Source organism: Castellaniella sp., assembly GCF_049673105.1.
Lineage (GTDB): Bacteria > Pseudomonadota > Gammaproteobacteria > Burkholderiales > Burkholderiaceae_B > Castellaniella.
Map to the genome: position 1 here is coordinate 228,215 of NZ_JBATXG010000006.1, position 12,322 is coordinate 240,536.

General features: G+C 63.7%; 13 protein-coding genes. 4 read left to right on the plus strand and 9 right to left on the minus strand.

Annotation, left to right across the window (positions count from 1 at the left end):
* Positions 1 to 40: 40 nt before the first annotated feature.
* From rlmD to surE, 5 genes are read right to left on the minus strand one after another with little or no spacing between them, the layout of a single operon-like run.
* Positions 41 to 1,363: a 23S rRNA (uracil(1939)-C(5))-methyltransferase RlmD gene (rlmD, locus tag WBF69_RS02425; RefSeq protein ID WP_424260834.1), complete on the minus strand. Its 1,323-nt coding sequence runs from the start codon at positions 1,361 to 1,363 to the stop codon at positions 41 to 43.
* The gene (locus WBF69_RS02430) at positions 1,356 to 2,135 is read right to left on the minus strand and encodes a 3'-5' exonuclease (RefSeq protein WP_424260836.1); all 780 of its coding nucleotides are present in this window, start codon (positions 2,133 to 2,135) and stop codon (positions 1,356 to 1,358) included. Before WBF69_RS02430 ends, rlmD begins: the two co-directional genes overlap by 8 nt.
* Positions 2,132 to 2,956: a peptidoglycan DD-metalloendopeptidase family protein gene (locus WBF69_RS02435; protein WP_424260838.1), complete on the minus strand. Its 825-nt coding sequence runs from the start codon at positions 2,954 to 2,956 to the stop codon at positions 2,132 to 2,134. Before WBF69_RS02435 ends, WBF69_RS02430 begins: the two co-directional genes overlap by 4 nt.
* A 13-nt stretch (positions 2,957 to 2,969) precedes the next feature.
* Complete coding sequence (locus WBF69_RS02440) at positions 2,970 to 3,785, minus strand: protein-L-isoaspartate(D-aspartate) O-methyltransferase (RefSeq protein ID WP_424260840.1); 816 nt, start codon at positions 3,783 to 3,785, stop codon at positions 2,970 to 2,972.
* Positions 3,782 to 4,528, minus strand: coding sequence for a 5'/3'-nucleotidase SurE (gene surE / locus WBF69_RS02445; RefSeq protein ID WP_424260842.1), 747 nt, complete (start codon positions 4,526 to 4,528; stop codon positions 3,782 to 3,784). Before surE ends, WBF69_RS02440 begins: the two co-directional genes overlap by 4 nt.
* 138 nt (positions 4,529 to 4,666) lie before the next feature.
* Here surE and plsY point away from each other — a divergent pair, with 138 nt between their 5' ends.
* The gene (gene plsY, locus WBF69_RS02450) at positions 4,667 to 5,308 is read left to right on the plus strand and encodes a glycerol-3-phosphate 1-O-acyltransferase PlsY (RefSeq protein WP_424260844.1); all 642 of its coding nucleotides are present in this window, start codon (positions 4,667 to 4,669) and stop codon (positions 5,306 to 5,308) included.
* A gap of 1 nt (position 5,309) precedes the next feature.
* On the opposite strand, the gene tsaD is transcribed toward plsY, so the two are convergent.
* On the minus strand, positions 5,310 to 6,356 hold the full coding sequence (gene tsaD / locus WBF69_RS02455) for a tRNA (adenosine(37)-N6)-threonylcarbamoyltransferase complex transferase subunit TsaD (protein ID WP_424260846.1): 1,047 nt from the start codon (positions 6,354 to 6,356) through the stop codon (positions 5,310 to 5,312).
* A 106-nt stretch (positions 6,357 to 6,462) separates the two neighbouring features.
* Between tsaD and WBF69_RS02460 the strand changes: the two genes are divergently transcribed.
* The 3 genes from WBF69_RS02460 to WBF69_RS02470 all read left to right on the plus strand — a co-directional run bounded on the left by WBF69_RS02460 (position 6,463) and on the right by WBF69_RS02470 (position 9,744).
* Entirely contained in the window at positions 6,463 to 7,755 is a 1,293-nt protein-coding gene (locus WBF69_RS02460) for an NCS2 family permease (protein ID WP_424260848.1), read from the plus strand.
* Between the two features lie 94 nt (positions 7,756 to 7,849).
* Positions 7,850 to 8,230, plus strand: coding sequence for a thioredoxin (gene trxA, locus WBF69_RS02465; protein WP_424260850.1), 381 nt, complete (start codon positions 7,850 to 7,852; stop codon positions 8,228 to 8,230).
* Entirely contained in the window at positions 8,227 to 9,744 is a 1,518-nt protein-coding gene (locus tag WBF69_RS02470) for an MFS transporter (RefSeq protein ID WP_424260852.1), read from the plus strand. Before trxA ends, WBF69_RS02470 begins: the two co-directional genes overlap by 4 nt.
* Here WBF69_RS02470 and WBF69_RS02475 read toward each other — a convergent pair.
* The 3 genes from WBF69_RS02475 to WBF69_RS02485 all read right to left on the minus strand — a co-directional run.
* Positions 9,723 to 10,763: a serine hydrolase gene (locus WBF69_RS02475; protein ID WP_424260854.1), complete on the minus strand. Its 1,041-nt coding sequence runs from the start codon at positions 10,761 to 10,763 to the stop codon at positions 9,723 to 9,725. The two genes, WBF69_RS02470 and WBF69_RS02475, sit on opposite strands and share 22 nt — an antisense overlap.
* A 22-nt stretch (positions 10,764 to 10,785) precedes the next feature.
* Positions 10,786 to 11,610: a thioesterase family protein gene (locus WBF69_RS02480; RefSeq protein ID WP_424260856.1), complete on the minus strand. Its 825-nt coding sequence runs from the start codon at positions 11,608 to 11,610 to the stop codon at positions 10,786 to 10,788.
* A gap of 73 nt (positions 11,611 to 11,683) precedes the next feature.
* Positions 11,684 to 12,322 (minus strand): TRAP transporter large permease subunit (locus tag WBF69_RS02485; protein ID WP_424260858.1); only part of this gene is annotated, 639 nt, incomplete at its 5' end.

Sequence of the window (12,322 nt, forward strand, 5' to 3'; positions counted from 1 at the left end):
CAGCAAGCGAATAAAAGATCAGGCCGCATTTTAGAGGGAATCAGGGTTCAAATACCGCGATCGACTCCACGTGCGCCGTATGAGGGAACATATTGATCGCGCCTGCTGCCTTCAGCGACCATCCGCCTACATGACACAGCACCCCCGCGTCGCGCGCCAGGGTGGCGGGATTACAGGAAACATATACGATGCGGCGCGGACGTTCGCCCGGCGCCAATTCAGCCAGCGCCTGCGCGACGGCCAGCGCGCCCTCGCGCGGGGGATCGATCAACATGCGATCGAAATAACCCAGGCTGCGCAACCAAGCCGCGTCCACCTCGAACAGATTCAGCTCGGTGAATTCGACCTTGTCCGCCAGCCCCTGGCGGACAGCATCCTCGCGGGCGCGGGCAACCAGCGTAGCGCTGCCTTCGATGCCCACGACTGCGCGGCTGCGCGTCGCCAGCGGCAGACTGAAATTCCCCAGGCCGCAAAACAGGTCGGCCACACGATCGTTTTGCTGAATAGCCAGCAGATCCAGCGCCCGCGCCACCATCGCCTGATTGATGTGCGGATTGACCTGGGTGAAGTCAGCCGGTCGATAGTGCATGCGCAGGCCGTAGGCCGGCAGCGCATAGGCCAGCACATCGATCCTGGCCGGGTCCAGCGGATGCGCGGTTTCAGGCCCCTTGGGCTGCAGCCACCAGTCGATGCCGTGCTGCGCGCCGAAGGCGCGCAACCGATCCAGATCGGCGGGGGTCAAAGGTTCCAGGTGGCGCAGGCAGAAGACAGTGGCTTCGTCGCCCACCGCCACTTCGATCTGCGGCATGCGGTCGGGCCGCGACAGGCCGCCGATCAGCCCGCGCAAAGGCACCAGCAAAGCGGACACATGGGGCGGCAGCACCAGACAGGACTGCATGTCCGCCACGTAGCTGCTGGCGCGCTCGCGAAAACCGACCAGGACGCCGCCTTTTTTTTGCACCAGCCGCACCGACAGCCGGGCGCGATGTCGGTAGCCGGCGGTCGGTCCCTGCAGCGCAGGCAGGATCTGCGATGGCCTGACTTTGCCGATATGTTCCAGCGCGTCTTCCAGGGAACGCTGCTTGACCGCCATCTGGGCGGCGGGTTCCAGGTGCTGCATGGCACAGCCCCCGCATACGCCGAAATGCGGACACGGGGGCTGCGTGCGCTGCGAAGAAGGCCGCAGGACTTGTTCTACGCGCGCTTTGTCGTAAGACGGTTTGCGCCGTGTCTGGCGCGCCAGGACGCGTTCGCCCGGCAAGGCACCCGCCACGAAAACGACTTTGCCTTCGTGGTGGGCTATCCCCTGCCCCTCCAGATCCAGCGATTCAATATCCAGGGGGTACAGAATGGGTTCAGACATGATGCCAGGCAGATAGAAATTCTTTCCAGTGTGGTGCGTCAATGGCGGCGAGGGTGTCGCGCACCAATTCAAGTTCGGCGGCGTAGGACGTGGCATCCAGTTCGCCCTTGATCAGGCGATAGCGGCAATACACCAGCCAGGTATTGACCACGTCGGTTTCGCAGTAATTGCGCACGTGATCCCGGTCGCCGGCATGCCAGGCCTGCCAGACCTGACCGCCATCCATATCCAGTTTTCCAGGAAAACCGCATAGTTTGGCCAGTTGATCCAGCGGCGCATTGGCGCGGCCATTGAATTTTGCCAGCACGTCCATCAGATCGACGTGGCGCGTGTGGTAGCGATTCAAGTAGTTGTTGAAGCGGAAATCGCGGTCGTCCTCGCCCGTATCCCAGTAGCGGGGGGCCGCCACGCCGTGGATCAGGCTGCGGTAATGCAGCACCGGCAGATCGAAGCCCGATCCGTTCCAGCTGACCAGGGTTGGCGTGTAATGGCCGATGGTCTTGAAAAAGCCCGCGATCAGGGCGTCTTCCGGGTCGTCGGCCTGGCCCAGGGTGCGCACCCGAAACCCCTGATCGTCGCGAAACGCGCAGCCGACCACCGCGATCTTCTGCAGGTGCAAGGGCAGAAAATCATTGCCATGCGTTTCGCGCCGCTCGGCCAGTGCGGTTTCGATCAGTTCGGCGTCGGGCAGATCCGCCCACTGGGGATTCAAGCGCCGCAGCCCTGCCGCGTCGGGAATGGTTTCCAGATCGAACACCAGAATGGGCGTCATCGTGCAGGCAGATAGGACAAGGGATTGACCGGCGTGCCTCGGCGGCGGATTTCAAAGTGCAGACGCGGCGACGTGGTGTCGGACTGGCCGATGGTGGCGATTTTCGCGCCTTTTTTCACCGTTTCACCGGTCTTGACCAGCAGGGTCTGATTATGCGCATACGCCGTGATGAAGCCATTGTTGTGCCCCAGCAGGATCAGGTTGCCCAGGCCACGGACCCCATTGCCCGCGTACATGACCTTGCCGTCGCTGGCCGCCACCACGGGCGAGCCGATGGCGCCGTCGATGTCGATCCCTTTGGTGGTATTGCTGAAGCCCTGGATGATCTTGCCGTTGGCAGGCCAGCCCCAGGACACCAGATTGGCGTCGCTGGCGCGGGCGGACGATGTCTCCGGCGCAGCAGCCGGCTCGGTCGCTGCCGGCGTTGTGCTGGCGGGACCGCCCTGGACCGGTGTGGCCACCGCCGTGGCCCCGCCCGAAGGCAGCGCCGTCCCGGAATCCAGGCGCAGCACCTGGCCGATCGCCAGCTGCTGAGGATTGGAGATATTGTTCAGTTGCGCGAGGCGCGAGACCTCCATGCCGTGAGCCTGCGCGATCTTGTAGAGCGTATCGCCCGCCCGAACGACATACGTTCCGCGCGCAGCTGCCTGCGCGCTCGACGAGGACGAGGCGTTGGAATGATCAGCGACCGGAGCCCGCTGCGAACGCGATGCGCAGCCGGCCAATACCACGGTCGACAAAACAGCGGCCAACAGCAGTATGCGCCCGGTGCGCGGCGTTTGGGTGAACGGAGCATCTGTCACCAGCGTCCCATCGAGCATATGGTTCTCCTACTTAGGGCTGCGTGCCGGGACGCAGCGGTACGAATCGAACATCTTCGAGTTCCACCCGGTGCCAGGAAGCAGCGCCGGTGCGCTCGAAGAGAATAAGCCTTTGATGCGTCGTGCCTTCGGGGGCGACCAAACGCGCGCCGATAGCCAGCTGATGCAGCAGGACTTCAGGGATTTTAACGCCCGCAGCCGCCACGACAATGCCATCGAACGGCGCTCGGTGTTCCAAGCCCTGCATGCCGTCGCCAAACGACAGGCGCACACGCCCCCGCGAGCGACCACGCGACAGGTTCAGGCGCGCCTGATCGTACAGTCCGCGAATCCGCTCCACCGCGTAGACCTCGGGCACGAACTGCGCCAGCACCGCCGCCTGGTAGCCACAGCCGGCGCCGATCTCCAGCACCCGCTGGGGGGTGCGGCCATCGGCCATCATGGCCAGCATGTACGCCACGACCCAGGGCTGGGAAATCGTCTGCCCATAGCCGATCGGCAGCGCAGCGTCTTCGTAGGCCCGGCTGGCCAGCCCCTGATCCACGAAGTCGTGGCGCGCAACCGTTTGCATGGCCGCCAGCACCCTGTCATCGGTGATGCCCTGCTCACGCAGGCGGCGCACCATCTGAGTACGCAGACGATCAGAATTCAGGCCCAGATTGGCCGGTGCGGCAGGCGCCGCCGCCACGCCGGTCGCCGCCGGCAGACGCGGCCCCAGAATGCGGGTATTGCTGTTGGCCGCCGAATAACCCGGCCCCAACGTAGAGCTGCGAACCGGGCTGCGGCTAATCCGCAGCGACGAGTCCAACGGGCGACGCGGCTTGGTCATTGAGCACCCACCCAGTGCGCCACCGCCTGGGTCTGAGCGTGGTCGGTCAGATCCAGGCGCAGCGGCGTCAGAGAGACGGCAAGATCATCGATGGCGCCGAAATCCGTATCCGACCCGCTATCCAGGGCGGTGCCAACGGGCCCGATCCAATAGACGGTTTCGCCGTACGGCGTCGTGCTGCGAACCACGGGTTCCGACGGATGACGCCGCCCCAGGCGCGTCGCTCGAAAGCCCTTCAACTGCCGATATGGCACAGCCGGAATGTTCACGTTCAGCAGCAAGGGTTCTTGCCAGGGCTGTTCCCGAAAGCGCGTCACCAGTTCGCGGGCCACCTGGGTGGCGGTATCCAGGTGCTTCCAGTCGCGCTCCACCAAGGAAAAGGCCATGGCGGGGATGCCGAAAAGATAGCCTTCGGATGCTGCCGCCACCGTGCCGGAATACAGGGTGTCCTCGCCCATATTGGCGCCGTTGTTGATGCCCGACACCAACAGGTCCGGGCGAAAATCCAGCAGACCGGTCATGGCGATGTGCACGCAATCCGACGGTGTGCCGTTGATGAAATGAAAGCCGTTGGGCGCCTGGCGCACCGACAAGGGGCGGCGCAGGGTCAATGAGTTCGACGCGCCGCTGCAATTGGTTTCCGGCGCCACCACCGTGATGTCCCCGAACGGACGCAGTGCCGCCACCAGGGCTTCGATGCCCGCGGCGTTGTAGCCATCATCATTGGTGACCAAAATGCGCATTGCCTGCCCTACCTGACTGAAACCGGATGGTGCGAATTGTACTCGGGGATATCCCCTGTCTGGGTGACGTGACGGCTCGCGCACTTTAGAATGGCCCCCATTCCAATTTTCTGCGGCGACTGAATCGCCGCTACGTCCATGTCCGAGTTCTTTTTTGCAGGCAGCATCATCCTGGCCCTGGCAGCAGGATACCTGATGGGATCCGTGTCCTTTGCCGTCGTGGTCAGCCGGATCATGGGCCTGCGCGATCCGCGCAGCTTCGGTTCGGGCAACCCTGGGGCCACCAATGTGCTGCGCGGCGGCAATAAGCTCGCTGCCGTGCTGACGCTGCTGGGGGATGCCGCGAAAGGCTGGCTGGCCGTCGTCCTGGCCGCCTGGGCCATCAGCCGGGGCTGGCTGCCGGATGCGGCGCTGCCGCTGGCAGGCCTGGGCGCCTTTCTGGGCCACTTATACCCCGTGTTCCTGGGCTTTCGCGGCGGCAAAGGCGTGGCCACGGCGCTGGGCGTGCTGTTGGCCCTGCAGCCCTGGCTGGCGCTGGCCACGGCACTGACCTGGGCGATCGTCGCCGCCGTGACTCGCTATTCTTCGCTAGCAGCCATCATCGCCGCCATTTTTGCGCCGCTCTATTACATCCTGGGCGGCAACGTCGCCTGGCGACTGGACACCCTGGTGGCCTCGGTCATCGTCGCCATCAGTGTGCTGCTGCTGGCGCGCCATCATGAAAACATCGCCCGCCTGCTGGCCGGCAAAGAAAGCCGCATCGGCGCCAAGAAAAAGTAAATCAGACCGGGACGCACACGTCCTGCAGATCCCAACGCGGACGCACGGCGAAACCGGCATGGCGCAGGGCGGGCAGATCGACCAGCCCGGCCCGCAGCCGCTGCACCGCAGCCCAGGCAATCATCGCGCCATTGTCGGTACACAGGTGCAGAGGCGGGAAATATACTTGCCCGCCCAGATCGCTTAACGCCGTCTGCAGGTGCTGGCGCAGATGACGATTGGCGCCGACACCGCCGGCCACGACCAGCCTCTTCAGTCCTGTGCGGCGCAAGGCCTGCAAGGATTTGGCCGCCAATACATCGACAATCGCGGCCTCGGTCGACGCCGCCAGGTCGGCGCGCGCCGCCAGGTCGGTTTCCCGACCCTCGGCCTGCAAGGCCCGCATGCGCGTCAACACCGCCGTTTTCAGCCCGCTGAAACTAAAATCCAGATCACCGCTATGCAGCATGGGGCGCGGCAAGGCGTATGTTTTGGGATCGCCCTGCTCTGCCAGACGGGACAGTTCCGGCCCACCCGGATAACCCAGCCCCATCAGCTTCGCGCTTTTATCAAAAGCCTCGCCGGCGGCGTCATCCAGTGTTTCGCCCAGCAACTGGTAGCGCCCCACCCCATCCACACGCATCAACTGGGTATGCCCGCCCGATACCAGCAGCGCCACAAAAGGAAAGGACGGCACCTCATCGGCCAGCAAAGGCGACAACAAATGGCCTTCGAGATGGTGAATCGGAATGGCCGGCAGATCTCGGGCCCAGGCGAAGGCGCTGGCAAAACTGGCCCCCACCAAAAGAGCCCCGGCCAGACCAGGACCCGCCGTATAGGCCACCGCGCCCAGATCGGCGGGCTGCGCCCCGGCTTCTTTCAGCACCTGGCGAGTCAGCGGCACGATCCGCCGGATGTGGTCGCGCGACGCCAATTCAGGCACCACGCCGCCATATTCCCGATGCATGGCAATCTGGCTGTGCAGCGCATGCGCCAACAGACCGCGTTCCGTGCAGGCGACGGCCACCCCGGTCTCGTCGCAGGAGCTTTCAAATCCGATGATCAGCATAGACCGCCAGTGTACTGCTGTTCACAAAAGGGTTTCAGCCGCTTTAGAATGGGCAAACGTAAAAATACGTCGTGAATAAATCGCTACCACCCTTGGGGACAAGATCATGTTCGAACGGCTTTTCAAGCTCAAAGACCACGGCACCAACGCCCGCACCGAACTGCTCGCGGGCCTGACCACCTTTCTGACGATGTCCTACATCATCTTCGTGAATCCCGACATCCTGTCCAGCACCGGCATGGACAAAGGTTCGGTATTCGTCGCCACCTGCCTGGCGGCGGCGCTGGGGTCGCTGATCATGGCCTTCTTCGCCAACTGGCCCATCGGCATGGCGCCGGGCATGGGCCTGAACGCCTTTTTCGCCTTCACGGTGGTCGCCCAGATGGGCTATACCTGGGAACAGGCCCTGGGGGCCGTCTTCATTTCGGGGGTGATCTTCGTCATCCTGACCGTCACCGGCGCCCGAGAATGGTTGGTGGCGGGCATCCCGGCATCCTTGCGTTCCGCCATTACCGCCGGGATCGGCTTGTTCCTGGGCATCATCGCCCTGCACGGGGCAGGCATCGTGGTCGCCAACCCGGCCACGATGGTAGGTCTGGGCAATCTGACCACGATGTCCACTTTGTTCGCAATCCTGGGGTTCTTCATCATCGCCGCCCTGGCCGCCATGCAGGTGCGCGGCGCCATCCTGATCGGCATTCTGGCCATCACCCTGCTCTCGGTCGTCACCGGCCTGACGCAATATCAGGGGATTTTCTCTGCTCCCCCCAGCCTGGACCCGACCTTGTTCAAGCTGGATATTGCCGGGGTGCTCAATACCGGTTTCTTCCACATCATCCTGGTCTTTGTCCTGGTCGAAGTGTTTGACGCCACCGGCACCATGATCGGAGTCGCCACCCGCGCCGGCCTGATCAAGCCCAACAACCCCGGTCGCCTGGGCCGCGCCCTGCTGTCTGATAGCTGCGCCATCGTGGCGGGATCGATGCTGGGCACCAGCAGCACCACGGCTTATATCGAAAGCGCCTCCGGCGTCCAGGCGGGCGGGCGCACCGGCATGACCGCCCTGGTCATCGGCGTGCTGTTCCTGTTGGCCCTGTTCCTGTCCCCTCTGGCCGGCATCGTGCCCGCCTATGCCACCGCACCCGCCCTGCTCTACGTCGCCTGCCTGATGCTGCGCGAACTGGTGGACGTGAAATGGGACGACATCACCGAATCCGTACCGGCAGCCATCACCGCCGTCGCCATGCCGCTGACCTATTCCATCGCCAACGGCCTGGCTTTCGGCTTCATCAGCTATGTGGTGATCAAGGCGCTGTCCGGGCGTTTCCGCGAGATTCACCCCGCCACCCTGCTGGTCGCCATTCTGTTCGTCATCAAATACGCCTTGTTCCCAGGGTAAGCGTCGAACAGACTTGCAGGACGGGTACACTGTCTCCATATAGTTGGAATCCGGGCGGCAATCCTTTTTCGCCGCCCATCAGCCAGGAGCCCGCATGAGCATCATTGAACTTACCCAGGAAACCTTCCAGGAAGCCACCAAAGCCGAACAGCCCCTGATCATCGATCTCTGGGCGCCGTGGTGCGGCCCCTGCCGCCAGTTCGCGCCCACCTTCGAAGCAGCGGCGGAAAAACACCCGGACGTCACCTTCGCCAAGATCAACACCGAAGAACAACAGGAATTGGCGGCTGCCCTGCGCATCCGCTCGATCCCGACTCTGATGGTGTTCCGTGAAAACGTGCTGCTGTTCCAGCAGGCCGGCGCGCTGGCGGCGTCGCAACTGGAAGAACTCATCACCCAGATCAAAGGCGTCGACATGAGCCAGGTCCACGCCCAGATCGCCGAACAGGAAAAGGCTTCCTCGACCACGCATTGAGTCCGCCCCCCGCCCCCCGCACTTCCCATCGACCGGATCCCGGTCGATGGCGCATTCTCGCCATCCTGCTGACCACCATCTTCATGTCCCTGATCGGGGTCAGCATCGTCAACGTCGCTCTACCCTCCATCCACACATCCCTGAACGCCACGCAATCCGATATGCAGTGGGTGTTGTCGGGTTATGCGCTCACGTTCGGCGTGGTGCTGGTGGCTGCCGGACGCGCCGGCGATCTGATGGGTCGTGGCGGTCTGTTTCTGATCGGCGTGACGCTCTTTACCCTGTCGTCCATTGCCGCCGGCCTGGCGCCGGACGCCGATTGGCTCAATGGCGCCCGCTTTGCCCAGGGCGTGGGCTCCGGCCTGCTCAACCCGCAGGGGCTGAGCATGATCCAGCATTACTTTCGCGGCGCCGAGCGCGGGCGGGCATTCGGCTATTTCGGCACCGTGGTTGGCTTCTCCGTTGCCATCGGCCCCGTGCTGGGCGGTGTATTGATCGAATTGGGCGGCATGCACCTGGGCTGGCGGCTGACTTTCCTGGTCAATGTGCCCATCGGTATCGCCGTCATCATTCTGGGGCTGAAATGGTTTCCCCGACCGCTCATCCAACTGCCGGGCCGCACCCCGGCTCCGACCCGTCGGACCCGTAGCACAGCCGGTGCGCAGACCGCCACCCAGGCGGGATGGCGCTCGCTGGATCCCATCGGTTCCCTGCTGCTGGGCCTGGCCGTGCTGTCCTTTCTGTACCCCTTCATGGAATCGCGCAGCGCCCCGTTGACCTGGACGCTGCTGCCGCTGGGCCTGCTCCTGGCGGCGATCTGGGTCTGGTGGGAACGCCGCGTCACGCGCCAGGGCGGCAGCCCGATGGTCGATCTCCGCATTTTCGCCACCTCCAGTTTCAGCAACGGCGTCCTGATCATGGCCCTGTATTTCCTGGGCACGACCAGCATCTGGGTGCTGGTGGCCTTGTACGTGCAGGAAGGCCTGGGCATGTCGGCCCTGGAATCGGGCATGTTCGGCATCCCTGCCGCGCTGCTGTCGTCCTGGGCGGCAGACTGGGCGGGCCGCCGCGTCATGACGTACGGGCGCAAGATCGTCATCGGCGGCCTGTTCCTGGCCCTGGCCGGGCTGGCGCTGAGCATGCTGGTGATCCTGTTGCAGATATACGACCTGGCCAGCCCGTGGTGGTTGTTATTGACGCTGTCCTTCGTCGGGCTGGCCCAGGGCTCGGTCATCAGCCCCAATCAGGCCCTGACACTGATGGACGTGCCGCTGGACTACGCCGGCAGTTCCGGCGCCATCCTGCAAACGGGGCAACGCATCGGGACGTCCGTGGGGATCGCCATGATCACCGCCGCGGTGTTCTGGACCCTGGAAAGCGCGTCCTGGCACACTGCTGCGCTGGCGGGCTTCGGCGTGATTGGATTAGTCGTGCTGCTGGCGCTGGCCGTGGCCTTCAAGGATCTGCGCAGCCGCCGGCAGATGGCCGAGCATCAGGGCGATTTGCCTGCCTGATCCGCCAGCATCGGCCCCGCCGTCTGCCCCTGCGCCTGGCTCTTCACGATGCGCAGCGTGCGCACGGCATCGCCAAAGCGCGCGCCACTCATCCCTTGCGCATTGAGCAGCACCATCGCCAGGCGGCGCCCCGACCAGCGAATCATCATGACCAGACAATCGCCCGCCTCGCGGGTGGTGCCCGTCTTGGAGGCCAGTATGTCCCACTGAGGCCTGCCCACCAGCAGATTGGTGTTGTTGAAGGTCTGCCCGGCGGCCTCGTAATCCGCATCGGTCGTGAATTGCCGGATCATGGGCTGCAAGGAAGCAGCCTGGACCAGTTTGCTCAGATCCCTGGCCGAGGATACATTCTCATTGGACAGGCCGACAGGGTCGACAAAGCGGGAATCATCCATGCCCAGCAGATGCGCTTCGGCATTCATGGCATCGACAAAGGCTTTCATCCCGCCCGGATAAGTCCGGCCCAAGGCATGCGCCGCACTGTTTTCAGAAGCCGTCAAAGCCACATGCAGCAAGTCCGCGCGACTCCATTTTTCCCCTGCCGATAGCCGCGAGGGCAACTCGCTGGGTACCCCGGTGTCGCTGGCGTCGATGCGGATCATCTCGTCCATGGGCAGGCCGGCTTTGACCACCACCAGCCCCGTCATCAATTTCGTGATGGAGGCGATGGGCCGCACGGTGCCTTCATTGCGGGCGAACAATACGTCGGAGGTATCCATGTCCACGACAAAAACCGTGCTGGACCGAAGTTTGCGGATTTCCCCGGCAGGATCGCGCGTCAGCAGCGATGCATTGGCGGCGGCATCGGGATCGAGCGGCGCAGGCTGCGCGCCCCAGCGCTTGACGGCGACGCGCTTGCCATAGCCGTGCTGGCAAATCGGCAAGGCGGGCTGCGCATTGCAGGGGTGAAAATTGGCGGCTTGGGCCGATGCGCCGAATGACCAGACAAGCAGCGTGGCCGCCGCGACTGCCGCTATCGCTTCGCCTGCCACCTGCCTGTATCGCAAGATCGTGACCACGGATTTGCCTCTCACGGTGTGATTAGGCGGTTTCGTCCTTCATGCGCACCGTCAGGCTTTGCGCGACGGTGCCCACCGGCCCCTGCCGGTCGCTTAGCACGGCAAAGGTCTCGCCCAAGCCGGTCGGCCCAAAATTGACCTGGACGTCAAAACCCACCCAACCCGCGACCGGTGGGCGGATGAAATGGATGGTGAGATCCACATTGGCAAAAAATACGCGCTGGGGGTCTTCGCGGACCGCCAGACCATTGGCGGTATCCACCAGTTTTACGAAACCAGCCACCGGGGGATCGACTTCCCCAGCTACCAGGGGATGCGCGGTCCGCAGCCAGCTACGTCCGCGGCCAGGCCTGGTGTCCGCATCGCGACGGGTTTCCAGTGTCCCAATAAAGCCGCCATTCCAGAACGATGACAACTGACACGGCGCCAGGGTATCCGGCGGCGGCAAAGGCGTCCATTCGACCCCCTGCACTTGCCGGGTATCCATCACGGCCAGGCGCCAGATACGCGCATGGATGCTGGTCCGTTCGCCGTGGCGCATCCGAGCTTCGATGAGTTCAATAGAACGACCGGGCCGCACCACCTGCACATCGATCGTAAATTCGCCGGAATAAATGACGCCCAGCACATCGAAGGACACGCGGGATATCTGTTTGTCGCTTGGCAGTCGGCGTTCGACTTCGGCCAGCACCAAGCCCGCAGCGGGCGCCAGATGCTGTTCGCCCGGCTGCCAGGCGCCTTGGGAATGCAAGGTGGACAGGAATTGCTCGTCCCCGCGACGCACATAATAGGCGGACGGATGGTCTTCGTCTGGATGACCCAGATGCAGATTCTGAGCAATAGGCATGCGGCAAGTATAGTGTTTTTGGATACATCTTCACATAAAAGAAGAGCGCCCTCAGGCGCCCTTCTTCACAACATCAACCGAACAGTCCGGGCAGCCAGAGGCTGACGATGGGCACGTAGGTAATGAAGGCCAGATAGATCAACAGCAGCCCCAGCCAGGGCATGGCCGCGCGGATCACCTGGCCGATGCTCATCTTGGTGATGCCTGCGGTCACGAACAGGTTCAGGCCCACGGGCGGGGTGACCATGCCGATCTCCAGGTTGACCACCATGATGATGCCCAGGTGCACCGGATCGATCCCCAGTTCCGTGGCGATGGGAAACAGGATCGGGGCCAGGATCAGGATGATGCCGGTGGGCTCCATGAAGGCGCCGGCCACCAGGAGCAGGACGTTGACCACGATCAGGAACTGCCAGGCGCTCATGTCCCAGGCGATGATCTGCTCGGCGATGGCCTGCGGGATGCGTTCGGTGGTCAGCACGTGGGCGAACAGCAGCGCGTTGGCAATGATGAACATCAGCATGATGGTCACCTTGGAGGCGTCGATCAGGACTTCCGGCACCTGCTTCATGCCGATGTCGCGGTAGACGAACACGGCAATGAAGAAGGCGTAGACCGCCGCCACGGCAGCCGCCTCGGTGGGCGTGAAGACCCCGCCGTAGATGCCGCCCAGGATGATGATGATCAGCAACAGCCCCCAGATCGAATCGCG

What these genes read in the sequence shown, in the direction of transcription:
- plsY (WP_424260844.1), top strand. Translation starts at nt 4,667, where the DNA reads ATGTCCGAGTTCTTTTTTGCAGGCAGCATCATCCTGGCCCTGGCAGCA.
- rlmD (WP_424260834.1), bottom strand. Translation starts at nt 1,363, where the DNA reads ATGTCTGAACCCATTCTGTACCCCCTGGATATTGAATCGCTGGATCTG.
- surE (WP_424260842.1), bottom strand. Translation starts at nt 4,528, where the DNA reads ATGCGCATTTTGGTCACCAATGATGATGGCTACAACGCCGCGGGCATC.
- WBF69_RS02460 (WP_424260848.1), top strand. Translation starts at nt 6,463, where the DNA reads ATGTTCGAACGGCTTTTCAAGCTCAAAGACCACGGCACCAACGCCCGC.
- WBF69_RS02480 (WP_424260856.1), bottom strand. Translation starts at nt 11,610, where the DNA reads ATGCCTATTGCTCAGAATCTGCATCTGGGTCATCCAGACGAAGACCAT.
- trxA (WP_424260850.1), top strand. Translation starts at nt 7,850, where the DNA reads ATGAGCATCATTGAACTTACCCAGGAAACCTTCCAGGAAGCCACCAAA.
- tsaD (WP_424260846.1), bottom strand. Translation starts at nt 6,356, where the DNA reads ATGCTGATCATCGGATTTGAAAGCTCCTGCGACGAGACCGGGGTGGCC.
- WBF69_RS02430 (WP_424260836.1), bottom strand. Translation starts at nt 2,135, where the DNA reads ATGACGCCCATTCTGGTGTTCGATCTGGAAACCATTCCCGACGCGGCA.
- WBF69_RS02435 (WP_424260838.1), bottom strand. Translation starts at nt 2,956, where the DNA reads ATGCTCGATGGGACGCTGGTGACAGATGCTCCGTTCACCCAAACGCCG.
- WBF69_RS02440 (WP_424260840.1), bottom strand. Translation starts at nt 3,785, where the DNA reads ATGACCAAGCCGCGTCGCCCGTTGGACTCGTCGCTGCGGATTAGCCGC.